21 protein-coding genes and 1 tRNA gene are annotated in these 17,054 nt (G+C 66.5%); 13 read left to right on the forward strand and 9 right to left on the reverse strand.

Going from position 1 to position 17,054, the window contains the following annotated elements; genetic code table 11:
• Window positions 1-18 precede the first annotated feature (18 nt).
• The 8 genes from FY251_RS15630 to FY251_RS15665 all read left to right on the forward strand — a co-directional run bounded on the left by FY251_RS15630 (window position 19) and on the right by FY251_RS15665 (window position 5,222).
• On the forward strand, window positions 19-225 hold the full coding sequence (locus FY251_RS15630) for a hypothetical protein (protein WP_007274912.1): 207 nt from the start codon (window positions 19-21) through the stop codon (window positions 223-225).
• An 84-nt stretch (window positions 226-309) separates the two neighbouring features.
• Window positions 310-696, forward strand: coding sequence for a Rid family detoxifying hydrolase (locus FY251_RS15635; protein WP_148416014.1), 387 nt, complete (start codon window positions 310-312; stop codon window positions 694-696).
• Window position 697: 1 nt separating this feature from the next.
• Window positions 698-904 (forward strand): hypothetical protein, encoded by a 207-nt coding sequence (locus tag FY251_RS15640; RefSeq protein ID WP_148416015.1) that lies wholly within the window; start codon window positions 698-700, stop codon window positions 902-904.
• Window positions 905-933: 29 nt separating this feature from the next.
• Window positions 934-1,014, forward strand: a tRNA-Ser gene (locus tag FY251_RS15645).
• A 421-nt stretch (window positions 1,015-1,435) separates the two neighbouring features.
• Window positions 1,436-1,618, forward strand: coding sequence for a hypothetical protein (locus FY251_RS15650; RefSeq protein WP_089779480.1), 183 nt, complete (start codon window positions 1,436-1,438; stop codon window positions 1,616-1,618).
• A gap of 63 nt (window positions 1,619-1,681) precedes the next feature.
• Entirely contained in the window at window positions 1,682-2,074 is a 393-nt protein-coding gene (locus FY251_RS15655) for a hypothetical protein (protein ID WP_148416016.1), read from the forward strand.
• A 214-nt stretch (window positions 2,075-2,288) separates the two neighbouring features.
• Window positions 2,289-3,932 (forward strand): thermosome subunit beta, encoded by a 1,644-nt coding sequence (gene thsB, locus FY251_RS15660; protein ID WP_148416063.1) that lies wholly within the window; start codon window positions 2,289-2,291, stop codon window positions 3,930-3,932.
• Between the two features lie 294 nt (window positions 3,933-4,226).
• Window positions 4,227-5,222: an ornithine cyclodeaminase family protein gene (locus tag FY251_RS15665; RefSeq protein ID WP_148416017.1), complete on the forward strand. Its 996-nt coding sequence runs from the start codon at window positions 4,227-4,229 to the stop codon at window positions 5,220-5,222.
• Between the two features lie 60 nt (window positions 5,223-5,282).
• Here the strand turns inward: FY251_RS15665 and FY251_RS15670 are convergent, their stop codons facing one another.
• The 6 genes from FY251_RS15670 to hisH all read right to left on the reverse strand — a co-directional run bounded on the left by FY251_RS15670 (window position 5,283) and on the right by hisH (window position 11,288).
• Window positions 5,283-5,501: a hypothetical protein gene (locus FY251_RS15670; protein WP_148416018.1), complete on the reverse strand. Its 219-nt coding sequence runs from the start codon at window positions 5,499-5,501 to the stop codon at window positions 5,283-5,285.
• A gap of 76 nt (window positions 5,502-5,577) precedes the next feature.
• Entirely contained in the window at window positions 5,578-8,454 is a 2,877-nt protein-coding gene (gene leuS / locus FY251_RS15675; protein ID WP_148416019.1) for a leucine--tRNA ligase, read from the reverse strand.
• 219 nt (window positions 8,455-8,673) lie between these two features.
• Window positions 8,674-9,117, reverse strand: a complete 444-nt coding sequence (gene hsp14 / locus FY251_RS15680) for an archaeal heat shock protein Hsp14 (protein ID WP_148416020.1) — start codon at window positions 9,115-9,117, stop codon at window positions 8,674-8,676.
• A gap of 116 nt (window positions 9,118-9,233) precedes the next feature.
• Window positions 9,234-9,644 carry an archaeal heat shock protein Hsp14 gene (gene hsp14, locus FY251_RS15685; RefSeq protein ID WP_148416021.1) on the reverse strand — a complete coding sequence of 137 codons (411 nt, stop codon included), beginning with the start codon at window positions 9,642-9,644 and terminating at the stop codon, window positions 9,234-9,236.
• A gap of 123 nt (window positions 9,645-9,767) precedes the next feature.
• Window positions 9,768-10,574: a prephenate dehydratase gene (pheA, locus tag FY251_RS15690; protein WP_148416022.1), complete on the reverse strand. Its 807-nt coding sequence runs from the start codon at window positions 10,572-10,574 to the stop codon at window positions 9,768-9,770.
• 54 nt (window positions 10,575-10,628) lie between these two features.
• Window positions 10,629-11,288: an imidazole glycerol phosphate synthase subunit HisH gene (hisH, locus tag FY251_RS15695; RefSeq protein WP_148416023.1), complete on the reverse strand. Its 660-nt coding sequence runs from the start codon at window positions 11,286-11,288 to the stop codon at window positions 10,629-10,631.
• A 453-nt stretch (window positions 11,289-11,741) separates the two neighbouring features.
• Between hisH and FY251_RS15700 the strand changes: the two genes are divergently transcribed.
• From FY251_RS15700 to phnE, 3 genes are all read left to right on the forward strand, one after another.
• The gene (locus FY251_RS15700; RefSeq protein ID WP_255516720.1) at window positions 11,742-12,599 is read left to right on the forward strand and encodes a PhnD/SsuA/transferrin family substrate-binding protein; all 858 of its coding nucleotides are present in this window, start codon (window positions 11,742-11,744) and stop codon (window positions 12,597-12,599) included.
• 95 nt (window positions 12,600-12,694) lie between these two features.
• Complete coding sequence (gene phnC / locus FY251_RS15705) at window positions 12,695-13,498, forward strand: phosphonate ABC transporter ATP-binding protein (protein WP_089779500.1); 804 nt, start codon at window positions 12,695-12,697, stop codon at window positions 13,496-13,498.
• Window positions 13,488-14,453: a phosphonate ABC transporter, permease protein PhnE gene (phnE, locus tag FY251_RS15710; protein ID WP_089779502.1), complete on the forward strand. Its 966-nt coding sequence runs from the start codon at window positions 13,488-13,490 to the stop codon at window positions 14,451-14,453. The genes phnC and phnE overlap by 11 nt, the downstream gene beginning before the upstream one ends.
• Window positions 14,454-14,510: 57 nt before the next feature.
• Here the strand turns inward: phnE and FY251_RS15715 are convergent, their stop codons facing one another.
• From FY251_RS15715 to FY251_RS15725, 3 genes are read right to left on the reverse strand one after another with little or no spacing between them, the layout of a single operon-like run.
• Complete coding sequence (locus FY251_RS15715) at window positions 14,511-15,107, reverse strand: uracil-DNA glycosylase family protein (RefSeq protein WP_148416025.1); 597 nt, start codon at window positions 15,105-15,107, stop codon at window positions 14,511-14,513.
• A 24-nt stretch (window positions 15,108-15,131) separates the two neighbouring features.
• Window positions 15,132-15,743, reverse strand: a complete 612-nt coding sequence (locus FY251_RS15720; protein WP_148416026.1) for a DUF99 family protein — start codon at window positions 15,741-15,743, stop codon at window positions 15,132-15,134.
• Window positions 15,740-15,910 (reverse strand): DUF5786 family protein, encoded by a 171-nt coding sequence (locus FY251_RS15725; protein WP_004044482.1) that lies wholly within the window; start codon window positions 15,908-15,910, stop codon window positions 15,740-15,742. Before FY251_RS15725 ends, FY251_RS15720 begins: the two co-directional genes overlap by 4 nt.
• A 128-nt stretch (window positions 15,911-16,038) precedes the next feature.
• On the opposite strand from FY251_RS15725, the gene FY251_RS15730 reads away from it, so the two are divergent.
• Together FY251_RS15730 and FY251_RS15735 are read left to right on the forward strand one after the other, a co-directional pair.
• Window positions 16,039-16,665: an MBL fold metallo-hydrolase gene (locus FY251_RS15730; protein WP_148416027.1), complete on the forward strand. Its 627-nt coding sequence runs from the start codon at window positions 16,039-16,041 to the stop codon at window positions 16,663-16,665.
• Between the two features lies 1 nt (window position 16,666).
• Window positions 16,667-17,047, forward strand: a complete 381-nt coding sequence (locus FY251_RS15735) for a hypothetical protein (RefSeq protein WP_148416028.1) — start codon at window positions 16,667-16,669, stop codon at window positions 17,045-17,047.
• Window positions 17,048-17,054 lie beyond the last annotated feature (7 nt).

Here is a 17,054-nt window from a genome sequence, read left to right on the forward strand (position 1 = left end):
ACACCAACCCATCCAATCATGGCTACGCTCCCCAACACCGAACCCACCGTCGAATCGCTCACCAAACCGCTGACTCTCCTCGGCCTCGGACTGGTCGTCGTCAGCGTCGCCGTCGCGGGGGTCGCCCTCCGAGACGGCGACGTGGTCACCGCGCTCGGGATGGGGCTGTTGTTCGCCTCGGGCGTCCTCACGACCGGTATCAGCCTCTCCGGGAAATCGGTGTAACCCGGCTGACCGCGGCGGGGACGTCCCGCCGCGGACCCGGTCGTTCCACCCTATTTTATGGCGTCGTGGCGAAATCCACCGCGTATGAAGCGCGTCATCGAGACCGACGAAGCGCCGGCCGCGGTCGGTGCGTACAGTCAGGCGACGACCAACGGCTCGCTGCTCTACACGGCGGGACAGATTCCGCTGACGCCGGACGGCGACCTCCTCGACGACGAGGACATCGCGACGCAGACGACGCAGTCGCTCGACAACGTGATGGCCATCCTCGCAGAGGCCGGCGCGGACGCGACCGACGTGCTGAAGACGACCGTGTTCCTCGCCGACATCGACGACTTCGACGAGATGAACGAGACGTACGCGACCTACTTCGACGAGGAGCCGCCGGCCCGCTCGGCCGTCGAGGTCGGTAACCTGCCGAAGGGCGTCGGCGTCGAAATCGAGGCCGTCGCCGTCGTCGACGAGGCGTAACGTGGCCCGCCGCGTCCGGTCCGCGCTCGCGTGGGGCGCAGCGAGCCTCCTCCTCGTGGGCGTCCTCGCGCAGGGCGCGGTCCTCCTCGGAGTCGGTATCGACGCGTCGTTCGGGGCGGTCGCCGCGGTGGCGGTCGCCGCCGGCGTCGCGGTCGCGTCCGTGACATACGCCATCGAACCGCGACTCGAACGGAAAGGAAGGGCTTAAATTATCCAGGCGGGAACGTTGCGTTGTAAGCCAGGATGGCCGAGCGGTAAGGCGCACGCCTGGAAAGCGTGTTCCCTCTGGGATCGGGGGTTCAAATCCCTCTCCTGGCGCTTCTCTGATAACTACACCTCCGAGCGACGCGTTTCGGCGCGTCGCGGACGGCTGTTTTCGTGAAGCGTCTCCGAGAGGGAATGAACCAAGGAGCGAAACCAGCGAGAGCGAGTGGAGTGACCGAGGTTCAAATCCCGCTCCCGGCGCTTCTCTGAAAAGCCACAGCTTCGACCCCGACCCGCACCGAGCACACCGACTCGAACCCCGCCCCTCGCGCCCGAGACACATAGCTTCTCCCTCAATCGCCGGACGGCGGGAACCGTCGGCGGAGTCTATCGCGCCACCAACCAAGGACCACTTACGTCGACACTGGCAGGGCACCCCCAGTTCGACGCGACCCGAGGCACCCGTCGAGAGTCGACCGTATCAACTGTCCGGACAAAACATTCATCCCCATGGGATACAATACCACGATTGACAATGCCTGACACCAAGACCGGCCGCGAGAAGAAGGGCCTCAACAAGCGGACCCAACTCACCGAGCGGCTGTACGAACGCGAGTTATCGGTGTTAGACGAGAACGACGACGAGCCCCCGCTCGACGCCGCGAACGACGACGCCGAAGGCGAGTTCCTCGCGGACGAACTCCCAGAGGACGACTGACGACGCGGCCGACCCGGCCGCCGACCACGCGAATTTTTATCCGGCGCAGCAGAACGTGTGAGCGTGCACCACCGCGCGAACTACGCGACCGTGTTCATCGGGTCGCATCTCCATCCGGAAGGCGAGACGCTGGACCTCGACTGGGCGGACGACGCCGGAGACGAGACGGCGACGTTCGAGTTCGACGTCCCGACCGACGACCCCAGAGAGCCGTATCTCGGCATTCAGGCGTTCGACGTGGGCGAGTACGGCCACGAGATTCGAATCAACGGCGACCCGCTTTCGGGGTTCGACATCCCGCCGGGCGACGGCTGGCAGTACTGGGTCGACACCGTGACCGGCGCGAGCCTCGTCGAAGGGACGAACACCATCCGCGTCGTCCGCGACGACGGGGGCGACGACGCGTTCGCCGTCGGGACGGTGACGGTCCACTGGAAAGAGCCGGTCGAGGAGTAGCGTATAAAGCGGTTCGGCCGGGCGCAAATTGTGGTGTGAAATGACGTACCATACGTTTCCCCGAACACCTCGAAGGGGACCTCAGTCGCGCGGTTATCGGGAGTACGCGCCGAACGCTCGGATTCCGGCCTCCGATTCGTCGGCGAAGCTTTTTTATAGAATCACAAACAATCAGGGCCTGTCTATGAGCCAGCGAATGCAGCAGGGTCAGCCGATGATCATCATGGGCGAGGATGCACAGCGCGTCAAGGACCGCGACGCGCAGGCGTACAACATCCGCGCCGCACGAGCAGTCGCCGAGGCGGTACGTTCCACACTCGGCCCCAAAGGGATGGACAAGATGCTCGTCGACTCGATGGGCGACGTCACCATCACGAACGACGGCGTCACCATCCTCAAGGAGATGGACATCGACAACCCGACGGCCGAGATGATCGTCGAGGTCGCCGAGACGCAGGAGGACGAAGCCGGCGACGGAACGACGACGGCGGTCGCCATCGCGGGTGAACTCCTCAAGAACGCCGAGGACCTCCTCGAACAGGACATCCACCCGACGGCCATCATCCGCGGCTTCAACCTCGCCTCCGAGAAGGCGCGCGAGGAGATCGACGACATCGCGGAGCGCGTCGACCCCGACGACGAGGAACTCCTGAAGAAGGTCGCCGAGACCTCCATGACGGGCAAGAGCTCCGAGCTCAACAAGGAGCTTCTCGCGGACCTCATCGTCCGCGCCGTCCGGCAGGTCACCGTCGAGGCCCACGACGGCTCCCACGTCGTCGACCTCGAAAACGTCGCCATCGAGACCCAGACCGGTCGCTCCGCGTCCGAGTCCGAACTCCTCTCCGGTGCCGTCATCGACAAGGACCCCGTCCACGACGACATGCCGGTCGAGTTCGACGAGGCCGACGTGCTGCTGCTCAACGAGCCCGTCGAGGTCGAGGAGACCGACATCGACACGAACGTCTCCATCGAGAACCCCGACCAGCTCCAGAAGTTCCTCGACCAGGAGGAGGCCCAGCTGAAGGCGAAGGTCGACCAGATCGTCGACTCCGGCGCTGACGTGGTCTTCTGCCAGAAGGGCATCGACGACCTCGCCCAGCACTACCTCGCAAAGCAGGGCATCCTCGCGGTCCGCCGGACGAAGAAGTCCGACATCCGCTTCCTCAAGAACATCACCGGCGCGGCGGTCGTCTCCGACCTCGACTCCATCGAGGCCGCCGACCTCGGCCGCGCCTCCGTCCGCCGCGACGAGGCCGACGAGCTGTTCTACGTCGAGGGCATCGGCGACGACGTCCACGGCGTCACGCTCCTGCTCCGCGGCTCCACCGACCACGTCGTCGACGAACTCGAACGCGGCGTCCAGGACGCCCTCGACGTCGTCGCCTCGACGGTCGCCGACGGCCGCGTGCTCGCCGGCGGCGGCGCCATCGAGGTCGAACTCGCCGCGCGCCTCCGCAACTACGCCGACTCCGTCTCCGGACGCGAGCAGCTCGCCGTCGAGGCGTTCGCCGACGCGCTCGAACTCGTCCCGCGCGTGCTCGCCGAGAACGCCGGTCTCGACTCCATCGACACGCTCGTCGACCTCCGCGCGGCCCACGAGGACGGTCAGGTCCGCGCCGGTCTGAACGTCTTCACCGGCGAGGTCGAAGACGCCTTCGACGCGGGCGTCGTCGAGACGGCCCACGCGAAGGAGCAGGCCGTCGCCTCCGCCTCCGAAGCCGCGAACCTCGTCCTCAAGATAGACGACATCATCGCGGCCGGTGACCTCTCCACCGGCGGCGACGGCGACGACGAGGGCGGCGCACCCGGCGGCATGGGTGGCATGGGCGGCATGGGCGGTATGGGCGGCGCGATGTGAAGCTAGGCTAACGCCTTCACTCACCCCCGACGCCTGCACCGCGCGACAGACCATTTCATTTTAGGCGGCAGTCGAATCGCCGAGTAGCCCCGGCGACATCCGCAAAACGACGGCACGCGATTCAGAGCCAGTCGGAGGCCGTCGATTGCGACTGGCCCGACAATCGACCGAGGGCCGACCACGTTGAGTCACCGATACCACCATAGTTGGATAATTCTACCACTTTCTTAGAAACAGTTGCAGTTGTGTTCAGAAATGGAACGAACTAAGTAGCAGGTACGGCAACGTGTCCCCATGCGCAAGACGCTGCTGTTGAACAAGGACGACGTTCACGAGAACGTCCGGATGCCGGAGCTCATCTCGGCCATCGAGGACGCCTTCGCCGCCTACGAGTCCGGCGACGCCCAGATGCCGCCGAAGTCCTACATCGACCTGCCGCAGTACAACGGCGACTTCCGGTCGATGCCCGCCTACCTCGACGCGGGCGACTGGGACGCCGCGGGCATCAAGTGGGTCAACGTCCACCCCGACAACGGCGACAAGTACGACCTGCCCACGGTCATGGGCACGATGATCTACTCCGACCCCGAGAACGCCTTCCCGCTGGCGCTGCTCGACGGGACGGAACTCACGATGCTCCGCACCGGCGCGGCCGCGGCCGTCGCCACCGACCACCTCGCCGTCGAGGACGCCTCCTCGATGGGCATCGTCGGCGCGGGCGTCCAGTCGTACACGCAGCTTCGCGCCATCAGCGAGGTCCGCGACATCGAGGAAGTCGTCATCTCGGACCTCGACGAAGAACGCGTCGCCGACTTCATCGACGCCTTCGAAGACGAGTTCGACATCCGCGCCGGCTCCATCGAGGAGGCCGCGAGCTGTGACGTGCTGTCGACCGTGACGCCCGTCGAGTCGCCCATCGTCCCGCGCGACGCGGTCGGCGACCACACCCACATCAACGCGATGGGTGCCGACGCCGAGGGCAAACACGAACTCGCCGACGAGGTGCTGTTGGACGCCAAGCTCGTCATCGACGACCACGCCCAGACCACCCACTCCGGCGAGATCAACGTCCCGTACAATCAGGGCGTCCTCACCGACGACGACATCTACGGCGCAATCGGCGACATCGTCCTCGGGAACCTCGACGGCCGCACCGGCGACGACGGCATCAGCGTCTTCGACTCGACGGGACTGGCGATTCAGGACGTCGCGGCGGCCCACGTCGCCTACGAGCACGCGTTCGAAAACGACAACGGCTACGCGTTCGACCTCCTCGGGCTCGCCGAGTAAGGTCGCCCGACGCGACCCCGCTGGCATTCACCCGTTTCTTTTGCAGTCCGATTCGGCGAGCTACGGGCTCGGCCCGCGCTGTGCGTTGAGGTAGCCGAACGCCTTCGAGAGGACGTAGACGATGGCGATGAAGGGCAGAAACGGAACCAACAGGACGACGAGGATGAGAAACATCGTCCACCCGATGGAGTCCATCTCGCTGTCGGGCCGCATGTGCGACCCCGGCGTGACGGTGCGGTAGGCCTTCCGTGCGAGGCTCGGGGAGTCGTCTTCGCTCATGCGGTAGTGTTAGTTCGGCGAGAGGATAAATCGAGCGCCGGAGGGGGCAGTCCGCGTCGGGTTCGTCGCGCCCCGGCTATTCGAGGTGGACCGCGGGGCGGAACGGAATCGCCTTCGAGGCGCGGTCTGCCGGGTCGACTATGTCGGGGTCGTCCTCGGCGAACACCTCGACGTCGGCGTCGAACTCGCGGGCGAGGAAGTCGGCGGCGCGCTCGTAGGTGCCGGCCTCGTCCAGTTCGAGCTGGGCGCGGAGCGTCGACTCGTCGCGGCCGCGGGTCTGGTCGACGAGGTCCTGTACGAGGTCGTTGACGTCGTTGCCCTTCTCGCGGAGGTCGGGGTCCTGCATGACCTGTCCCATGATCGCGCCGACGTTGTCGCCGTTGTCGACGACCGTCTCGAACACGTCGCGCTTCCAGTCGGCGGCGACGTAGACGCGGATGGTGTCGGGGTCCGAATCGGTCACGTCGATGATGTCGCGCACGTCCTCGGTCAGGCGCTCGACCTGTCGCTCTTCGAGTTCGACCGACTCGTCCTCGAAGGTCGCGTCCGGCTCGGGCCACGGCGCGTCCTCGGCGGGCGTGCCGGTCAACTGCTCGTGCAGTTCGTTCGTCATGAACGGGATGAACGGGGCGAGCAGGCGCAGACGGGTTTCGAGGACCGTCCGGAGCGTCCACTTGGCGGCCGGGCGGTCGAGGTCGGTCCGGCGGCGGTACCACCGCAGCGACTCCTCGAAGTTGTAGAACGCCGCCTGACTGGCCGAGCGCGTCTCGGACTCGTCCATCGCGGTCGTCACGTCGCGGACGGTGTCCTGCAGTTTCGACAGGAGCCAGCGGTCGACCGTCTCCAGTTCGGGCCGTTCGTCCGGACCGGGGTCGGCGATAATCTCCTGGGCGCGGTTCCAGAAGCGTTCCAGTTGGTCGTGGACCGAGCCGACGAGGTCGTCGCGCCAGTCGTAGTCCTGCCACGGCTCGGCGGAGTTGAGCAGGAAGAAGCGGACGGTGTCCGCGCCGTACTCGCCGATGGCCTCGCCGGGGAGGACGACGTGGCCCTTCGACGACGACATCTTCTGGCCTTCGAGCAGACCCATCCCCATGATGACGATGCCCTGCGGCCACTGCGGCTCGTCGAACAGCTCGCCGTGGTGGAACTGGTAGAACGTCAGGTGGTTCGTGATGAGGTCGTTCCCGGAGAACCGGTAGTCGACGGGGTACCAGTAGTCCCACTCCTCGCGCAGTTCGAGCGCCTTCTCCGGCGCGTCGTCGACGGCCTCGGGGCCGTAGAACAGCGCGTCGAAGAACTCCTGGGTGAGTTCCTCGGTCGGAATCTCCTGCAGGCGGTGGGCGATGGTGTAGTACGCCATGTAGATAGTCGAGTCCGAGAGGGGCTCGATGACGAACTGGTCGTCCCACGGCAGGCGAGTGCCGAGGCCGTAGTTGCGGATGCACGGCCACCCGTTGAGCCAGTCGATGGTGTGGTGGTACTCGTCGCGGGTGTTCTCGGGGATGGCGTCCAACCCGTCGGCCACGTCGTGGGCGAGCCCCTTCCAGTCCTCGTCGTCGTACGAGAGGAACCACGTGTCCTGTTCGGCGACGACGACGTCGCCGCCGCAGCGGCAGACGACCTCCTCGGAGAACTCCTGCATCACGTCGAACTGGCCGGCCTCGATGCCGTCGGCCTTGAAGTCGTCGCGGACCTCCTCGACGAGGCCGCCGGCGTAGTCGCCGTAGAACTCCTTGAGCCGACCCGCGTGGAACTCCTTGTTGTAGAGGTCCTTCGTCGCCTTTTCGAGGGCGGGGTCGTCGGAGGACTCGATGCCGCGGTTCTCGACGGCCGACTTCGCGGGAATCTCGCCGTACGCGTCGTCGTCGGAGTCGATGTCGAGAATCGGAATCGGCTCGATGGCGGCCACGTCGGCGGGGTCGATGCCGAACGATTCGAGGTAGTCGGCGTCGGCTTTCGCCTCCTGCAGGGCGACGTAGTCGTCGGGGCTGTGGGCCGGGACCGACATGACGACGCCCGTCGCGTTGTCGGCGTCGACGAAGTCGGCCGGCAGGACGAGCACGTCGTCGCCGGTGACGGGGTTCTCGACCGTCTGACCGACGAGTTCGGCACCATCGACGGTTTCGAGAATCTCCACGTCGCGGGCCTGATATTCGAGTTTGTCGGCCGCGTAGTCGGAGACGAACCACGTCTCGCCGTCGACCTCGGCGACGATGTAGGTCGCCTCGGGGTCGATGTAGGCGTTGGTCACGCCGCGGACCGTCTCGGGGCGGAGCGTCGCCATCGGGACGACCACGTCGCCGCCGTCTCGCTCCCAGCCGAAGCGAACCAGCGTGTACTCCTGGAACTCGGCGTTCTCGCCTTCCAGCAGGTCGTGGGTCGTGACCGGCTGTTCCTCGTTCGTACAGAACTTGACGGGGTGGAGGCCCTTCTCCAGTCGGCCGCGCTCGCGGAGCGTCCGGTACTGCCACTCGATGAACTTCGAGTAGCGCTCGTTGTTCGTGGTGAACTCGCGCCGCCAGTCGACCGACAGGCCGAGCGACTGCATCCCCTTTTTGTAGTGTTCCTCGATGAAGTACCGCGCCCAGCCCATGGGCGATTCGAGGTCAGAAAGCGTGTCCTCGGGGACGTTGTAGGTGTCGGTCAGAACCGAGAGCTGTTTCTCCTCGCGGTTTTTCAGGCGTTCGACCGCGCCGATAATGGGCGTGCCGGTGACGTGCCACGCGATGGGAAACAGGACGTTGTCCCCCTGCTGTCGTCGGTAGCGAGCGTACACGTCGGGAACGGTGTACGTCCGCGCGTGCCCGATGTGCATCCCGCCGCTGGGGTACGGATAGGGCACCGTCACGAACGTCGCGTCGTCGGCGTCTGCGTCCGGGTCGGCCTCGTATCGGCCGGACTCGGACCAGCGCTCCCGCCAACGCGCTTCGAGTTCCTGCGGGTCGTAGTCCATATCCGTGGTAGTGGTACCCCGGCCTAAAATAACTCCTATACTCGACTTGCGCGGCTGTCTGATTCCGGCAGATGTTGCCTCTCAGTGGCGTGGGTGCGACTGGAGAAATCGAGTCGTGAGACGGTGTATCACAAAGACAGCAAAACGGAGAACGTGAGAGACCCACCACGGGTGGACCATCGCGGGCGACGTGTCAGAGACTCCAGCGTCACCGCCGACTCAGTCGATGTCGATGCGGCGGGAGTCGTCGGGTTCGGCGTCGCGCTTGGGCAGCGTGACCGTCAGGACGCCGTTGTGGTAGCTGGCGGACGCGCCGTCCTCGTCGACCGACTCGGGGAGGCGAACCGTGCGGCGGGCGGACTCGTGGCGGCGCTCGCGGCGGAGGTACTCGCCGTCGGCGCGTTCCTCGTCGAGTTCGCGCGTCGCTTCGACCGTCAGCGTGCGGTTGGCGACCGACAGGGAGATGTCCTCCTTCTCGTAGCCCGGGAGGTCGACGGTGACGACGATTTCGCCGTCGTGGTCGGTGACGTCGATTGCCATCTCGTGGCGGACCTGCGCCATCATGCCCGAGCGGTCGAACTGGCGTCCCATCTCGTCGAACTGGCGGGACATTCGCTCGAACAGTTCCTCGAAGTCGTCGAAGGGGTTGGTACGTCGCATCATGTGTGTTTTCACCGAGGCATATGGACGCCGTCTGAGGAGATAATCGTTGCCGGAACGTGGATAGCAGTTCGCACGGCTCGGGGGCCCGAGCGCCGGTATTCAAAAGATGAGCCGCGTCACTCGATGTCGATTTGCGTCGAGTCGTCGCCCGCGGGTTCGGCCTTCGGAAGCGTCACGGTCAGGACGCCGTTTTTGTACGATGCGGACACCTCGTCGCGCGCGACTTCGGTGGGGAGCGTAATCGTCCGGGAGACCGAGCGCTGACTCCGCTCGCGACGGACGTACTGGTCGTCGTCGACCTCCGACGACTCCTCGCGGTCGGCCGCGATGGTGAGCCGTCGGCCGCTGACGCTCACGTCGAGGTCGTCCTTCTCGAAGCCGGGGAGGTCGGCGACGACCTCGACGGCCTCGTCGTCGTCGACGACGTCGAGGGAGATGTCCTGCAGTCGGGCGATTCCCGACTCCTCGAACGACCGGCCCATCCGGTCGAACAGGTCTTCTATCTCGTCGAATGGATTTCTCTGCATACGCGCCTAGATACGTCGCCGACGACAAAGAAAGATGTGCCCAGACCCACATTTTGAGAGCGACCGGGCGGGGCGGGACCGAACAGTACGGCGGGGGACGGGCGTCTCGGCGTCGAGACGGCGTCAGTACAGGACGTGTCGCGTGTCGTACGACCCGAGGACGCGGACCCAGCCGTTGCTGGCGATCCCCTCGACTTCTTCGAGCGCCCCCTGCATCCGCTCTTCGTAGAGGCCGGCGTCGGCGTCGATGTGGAACAGGTAGTCGCCGAGGCGGTTGCCGCTCGGGCGCGACTCGATGCGCGAGAGGTTGATGTCGCGTTCGGCGAACGCTTCGAGCAGTTCCAACAGGAGACCGGGGTAGTTCGCGTTCGGGTAGACGACGAGCGAACTCTTGCCGCCGGCGTCCGAGCGGGCGGACTCGGGGCCGATGACGAGGAACCGAGTGGCGTTCGACGACTGGTCTTGGATGTCCTCGGCGATGATTTCGAGGTCGTCACCCGCGTTATCGGGGTGGCCGATGCCCGCGACCGTCGGGTCGGCGCGGGCGCGCTCGACGCCGCGGGCCGTGCTGGCGACGGCTTCGAGCTTCGCGTCGGGGTAGTTCTCTTCGAGGTACGTCCGGCACTGCGCGAGCGCCTGGGAGTGGCTGGCGACGACGTCGAAGTTCGCGCTCTGGGCCAACAGCGCGTGGCGGATGGGCGTGACGATTTCCTGGACGACGCTCACCTCCGAGTTCGCCACGGCGTCGAGGCTCTCGGTGACGCTCCCTTCGATGCTGTTCTCGATGGGGACGACGCCGCGCTCGAACGACCCGTCGGCGACCGCTTGGACGATAGAGGTGACCGATTCTCGGAAGGCGACGTCGTCGGCGACCGCGCGGGCGGCGCGATGGGAGTACGTGCCCGCCGGACCGAGCGTGACTGCCTGCATGGACGCCCCTTCACGAAGCGGCGACAAAAGACCGTCGGGGCAGGCAGATTCGGCCTATCGCTCCGCGCAGAACTCGACGAAGTTGCGGAGGATGGTCAGGCCGGTCTCGCCGGACTTCTCGGGGTGGAACTGCGTGCCGAAGACGGTGCCCGCCTCGTTGGCGACGACCGCGGGGAACTCCACGCCGTAGTCGGTCGACGCGACGACCGCGTGCTCGTCGTCGGGGTCGGCGTAGTACGAGTGGACGAAGTAGGCGTACTCGCCGTCGACGCCCTCGACGAGCGGGTGGTCGCGCTTGACGTTGAGTTCGTTCCAGCCCATGTGCGGGACCTTCTGTCCCTCGTCGAACCGGACGTTGCGACCGGGGATGAAGTCGAGTCCCTCCACCTCTCCCTCGCCGGCGTGGTCGGCTTCCTCCGAGGAGGTCAGAAGCATCTGCATGCCGAGGCAGATGCCGAAGACGGGCGTCCCGTCGGCGGCGACCTCGGCGAGCGGTTCGCGGAACGGCCCGGCGTTTTCCATCCCCTCGGAGAACGCGCCGACGCCCGGGAGGACGATGCCGTCGGCGTCGTCGAAGTCGGCGGGGTCGTCGGAGATGACGACGTTCGCCCCCGCGCGTTCGAGTCCGCGCATGGCGCTCCGGAGGTTTCCGAGCCCGTAGTCGACCATCACCACGTCGGCGAGGGTCTCCTCGGGCGGCTGTGTCGTGCTCATACCGAATGGTCCGCAGAGGGGAGCAAAGTGACTTTCCCTCGGGGTGAGTTCTCCGCGAGAGCCGTCGGAGACCGGCCGCACAATCTGCTGCGCGCCCCCGACCCGTCCCGCGAGGGGAGGTCCGAAGTCCGGACGCGAAGACTTCACGGGCGCTCGCTGGGGCGATAGAGCCCTCAACCGGGAAACCCCATTTCTATTCAATACAAATATAGAGAAAAAATAGCAAATCTTAACAACAAGTGTCGGAATCATAAAACGAGTTCAATGGCGAGTAGACGAGAATTCATCAGAACGGCAGGAGTCACTGGCGTCGCGGGGTTGACGGCGCTCAGTGGATGTACGGGTGGCGGCGACGACTCGGGAGCCACGACGACAACGACGGAGTCGGGAGAGTCCTCGGAGACCGAGGCGACGACGACGTCGACCACGACGGAGTCGTCACCGGAGTCCATCATGTTCGCGCTGACGCCCGCGGAGTCGGACGTGGACGTGGAGGCGCAGTATCAGCCGCTTTTCAACTACATCGAGTCCGAAGTCGGCGTCACGGTCGAATCCACCGTGGCGGCCGACTACGCGGCGGTGCTGCAGGCGCTCGACAGCGGACAGGCGGACATCGCCGACGCCGCGCCCGCAATCGCCATTCAGGGCGGCAACGAGGGCATCACCGAGGTCATCGGAATCCGCATCGCCTACGGGGCCTCGCGGTACTTCTCTCTCATCACGACGACGCCCGACAGCGGCATCGAAGAGCTGACCGACCTCGAAGGCGAGACGGTCGCGTTCGCCGACCGCCTCTCGACGAGCGGGTCGCTGTTCCCGCTGTACATGCTGAGCAAAGCCGGACTCGACACGGGCGGCGCCCCCGACGGCAACCCCGCGGACTTCGAGGCGCAGTTCTCCGACCACTCCACGGCCCGCGAGACGCTCGTCAACCGCGACGACGTCGTCGCCGCCGGCACGGGCGCGTTCTCGACGGCACCGCACGTCCCGGAAGACCAGTTCCCCGAGCAGTTCCTCGAAATGTCCGCCGAAAACGACGGCGACCTCGGGACCGAGTCGCCCGAACTGCAGCTGCTTTCCTGTTCCGACCCCATCCCGCGCGCGCCGATTCTCGGCCGCACCGACATGGACCAGGGGCTGTACGCCGACATCGAGGAGGCGCTGCTTAACGTGACCGAGGAGGACCTCATCAACGAGGACCTCAGCGACGACCAACAGCTCTGGTTTACCGGGGTCGACCAGGGGTCCGTCGACGACTACGCGCCCGTTCAGGAAGTCCTCGACGAACTCGGCGTCACGCTCGGTCAGTAAGAGCGAACCCCCCGGTTTTGTTCCCGTGCCGTGCGGTCGATACCCGACGAACGGTTTCGACCGCGCGCGAACCACGCGACGCGACAGACACGATAATGAGTACGATCGAAGTAACGAACCTCAGCAAATCCTACGGAGATGTCACGGCCCTCGACGACGTCTCGTTCACTATCCCGGACGGCGAGTTCGTCGTCGTCCTCGGGCAATCGGGGGCGGGGAAGTCGACCCTCCTCCGCTGTCTCAACGGGATCACTCGCCCGACGAGCGGGTCGATCACCATCGACGACGCGAACGTGATGGGACCTCGAAACGACGTGGCAATGATATTTCAGCAACACTACATACTCGGACAGATGAGCGCGTACAGCAACGCGCTCACCGGGGCGCTCGGCCGGACCTCGTTTCTCGGCAGCCTGCTCGGCCTGTACGACGGCGACGACAAGAAAGAGGCGCTCCGCGCGCTCGAAACCGTCGGGCTGCTCGACGAGGCCAACCAGCGCGCCGGGAAGATGAGCGGCGGCCAGCAACAGCGAGTCGGCATCGCCCGCGCGCTGGTCCAGAACCCGAACCTACTGCTCGCCGACGAGCCCGTCGCGAGCCTCGACCCCGCGAGCGCGGAGACGGTGATGCGGTACATCCGCGACGCGGCCGACGAGCGCGACTTGACGACCATCGCGAGCCTCCACCAAGTCAACATCGCCCGGGAGTTCGGCGAGCGGTTCCTCGGGATGAAAGACGGACAGATCGTCTTCGACGGCTACCGCGAGGACTTCAACGTCGACGTCATCGACCGCATCTACGGCGACATCGAGACGGAGGCCATCCGCGAAGAACGGGCCGACGGCCCGCCCGAGAACAACGCGGCCGCCACGAGCGGAGCGAGGTCACATGAGTACTGATACCGACCGAATCGAGGACGCGCTGCGGAACATCCAGATCGCAAAGCGGGTCCGACTGCTGTTTTCGGTCGTCGTTCTCGTCCTCTTCGCGTGGTTCTTCACGAACGCGCTGAGCGAGGTGGGCTTTTCCGTCGGCGAAATCGTCGAGTACTGGCCGGAGTTCACCGACGCGCTGGGCGACTTCTTCCCGCCGGGGACGCTGTTCGGCGTCGTCCCCTTCGTCGACGTCAGCCAGTACTGGGCGTTCATCCAAGAGCGGAACCTCCTCCTCCAGTTCCAGGACGGCAACCCCGTTCTCGGCGCGGTGTTCGTCACGTTCGCGATGGGCTTCGCCGGGACGGTCCTCGGCATCCCCGGCGCGCTCATCCTCGGCGTCCTCGGCTCCGAGCGCGTGACGCCCTACCCGTTCAACTTCATCTTCCGCGGGACGATGAGCGTCATCCGCGCCATCCCGGCGCTGGTGTGGGCGCTCATCTACATCCCCCTCGGCGGCGTCTCGCCGTTCACGGCGACGCTCGCCATCGGGACCGACACGATGGGAAACCTCGGTCGCCTGTTCACGGACGCCCTCGAAGAAGTCGAGGACGGCCCGATAGAGGCCATCGAATCGACCGGCGCGAACAGCCCCCAGAAGGTCGTCTTCGGGATGCTCTCGCAGGTCTTTACGCCCTTCATCGCGTGGACGATGTACATCCTCGAAATCAACGTCCGCATCGGCGTCACGATGGGACTCATCGGCGGCGGCGGGCTCGGTCAGGTGCTCCAGACCCAACGCGGGCTGTTCCGGTACACGAACATGATGGCGACGATTCTCGTCATCTTCATGCTCGTCGTCTCCGTCGAGTTCGTGAGCCAGCGGGTCCGGTCGTACATCCGCGGCAACGAGGAGGGGACGAGCCTCCTCAAACTCGTCGTCGAGTTCCCCCAGCGGATGGCCCGCTCCATCTGGGAGTAACGCGGCGACCCGGTTCGGGAGTCGTTCCCGCGGACAATTTTTATCGCCTCGTCGCACTCAGAAGTCGCCGAGACTGGCCTGTCCGTCCGCGGAGTCGGCGAGCCCCGAGAGGTCTGCCGCGCGCGCGATGGTCTCGAAGAAGCCCTCGCGCTGGCTCCGGTCGTAGAGCGTCGCCGCGGGGTGCACGGAGAGGAGGACGCGGTAGGAGGCGTCGCCGACGCGGGCGTCCACGACCGACCCCGATTCGTTCGTGATGGCGACGCCGCGGTCGAGGAGGTGTTGCGAGGGCACTTTGCCGAGCGTGACGATTAGCTCCGGGTCGACGAGTTCGAGTTCGCGGGCGAGGTAGCCCCGGCAGTTCGACAGCTCGTCGCTCGTCGGGTCGCGGTTGTCCGGCGGGCGGCACCGCACGCAGTTGGTGATGCGAACGTCGGCGCGGGCGAGGCCGGCCTCGCGGAGCGCGTCGTCCAGCACGGAGCCGGAGCGACCCACGAACGGCTCGCCGCCCTCGTCTTCCTTCGCGCCCGGCGCTTCGCCGAGGAAGAGCAGGTCGGCGTCGTCGGGGCCGACCCCGTTGACGATGCGACTCCGCGAGTCGACGAGTTCGGGGCACCGCTCACAGCCCCTCACGCAGAGGCCCTCCATGTGTTCCATACCCGATTGGAGGGCGGGGACGGCTTAATCCCCGGCGAAGCGTCGCGCGGCGCGGGCCGCCATCCGAGCCACGCGAATCGGCTCGGGGCGGCCGCCGGCCGGGGTAAATCCGCGGACGACCCGCGCGGCCTCGTCGTCGTCGCAGCCGGCGGCCCGGACGAACACCGTCTCGCCGTTCACCTCGACGGGTCGGCGGGGCGGGGCCGCGCGGTAGACGGCGAGTCGCCGGTCGAGCGCCGCGCCCGAGAACTGCTCGGCGAGCGCGGATTCGAGCCCCTCGCTCTCCTCGAAGGAGACCGACAACACCGGGCGGTCGAGGTCGGAGGCGAGGCGCTCGACGTCGACGAGGTTGAACCACGCCGGGGCGATGCCGGAGACGAGCAGGTAGCGCACGTCTTCCCGGTCGAGGGAGGCGGAAAGCGAGGCGATGGCGTCGGTCGCGTCGTCGCCGCCGACGGCGCACGTCTCGAAGGCGAGGCCGTCGACGACCCGGTCGGCGCGGACGACCGCGCCGCAGAGGACGCTCTCCGGAGACGGGTCTGTGGAAAAATGAGCGTCGTCAGCGTCGTCTGTGGGTGCGCGCGCCGCTCCGGAGTAAGATTCCGCGACCCCGAGGGCGCGAGACCCCGGCTTCACTCGTCTTTAATCTCCTGGAGCCGGTCGAGGAGTTCGTCGTTGGACGCGCCGATTTCGAAATCGACCTCGCCCTCGTGTTTCTCCTCACTCGTCGTGACGCCGTCTTCCTCGTCGAAGTCGACGTTCTGGTCTCCTTGTTCGGACTCGTCGTAGCTCCCAAATCCCATACAGTCATACGTACACGACCGAGCCCCAAAAAGGATTTGTCGCGCGAGCCCGATGTTCGGGGGCGATTCGCGCGAGCAGGGACGCCTCGTCCGCCCGACTTTTTCCGGTCGGGCGCGTACGAGGCGGTATGGAAGTCGTTTCAGTCACCGCCGACGCCGAGACGTTCACCTGCAACGCCTACCTCGTCCTCGGCGAGCGAACCGTCCTCGTCGACGCCGGGACGATGCCGGGCGTCGAGGCGGTCGTCGCCGAGCACACCGACGACCTCGACGCGGTGGTCGTCACCCACCAGCACTCCGACCACGTGGGCGAACTCGACGCGGTGGTCGAGCGGTTCGACCCCGACGTGTACGCCTACGCCGACCACCCGCTTCGGACCTACGAACTCGGGGACGGCGACCACGTCGAGATGGGCGACGAGTCGTTCGAGGTCGTCTACACGCCCGGCCACGCCGACGACCACGTCTCGCTCGTGAGCGGGCGGTCGCTGTTCTCCGGCGACGTGTTCGTCTACAACGACGGCGCGTTCGACGACGGGAGTTTCGGCCGCACCGACATGCCGGGGCAGTCCCGCGAGCGCCTTATCAGTAGCCTACACACGCTCTTAGACCGCCTTCCCTCGACCGTGGAGGCGCTGTACGCCGGTCACGGCGACCCGTTCGAAAACGAGGCCGGCGGCGACACCGTCCGCGACGCGCTCGAACGCGCCATCGAACGCGCGGAGCGGCGCGAGCCGAAGTACCCGGAGGAGTGAGATGGCGACCGACGCGACCGGGGACGCGGGCGGCGACCTGACGCGACTGCACTACGCCGGCGTCGGCCTCGCGGCCGTGACGGGGCTGATTCACCTCGCGCTCGGGGCGGGCGCGCTGGCCGCGAACCTCGCCGATCCGCTCGGCATCGCGTTCATCGGGGCCGCGGCGGGCTTCGCCGCCGGCATCGTCGGCGTCCTGCGCGGCGACGAGCGCCTCCGCTCGCGGGTGGTGTTGCTCGGTATCCCCTTCACCGCCGGGCAAGTGGTCCTCTACGTCGCGCTCAACTGGCCGGATATCTTCGGCATCGGCGGCGTCGCGGACAAGCTCGTCCAGCTCGCGCTGCTCGCGGTGCTGGTCGAACTGTATCGGCGAGACGCCTGAGAGAAAC

It is taken from the genome of Haloferax sp. KTX1, assembly GCF_902410085.1.
GTDB lineage: Archaea > Halobacteriota > Halobacteria > Halobacteriales > Haloferacaceae > Haloferax > Haloferax massiliensis.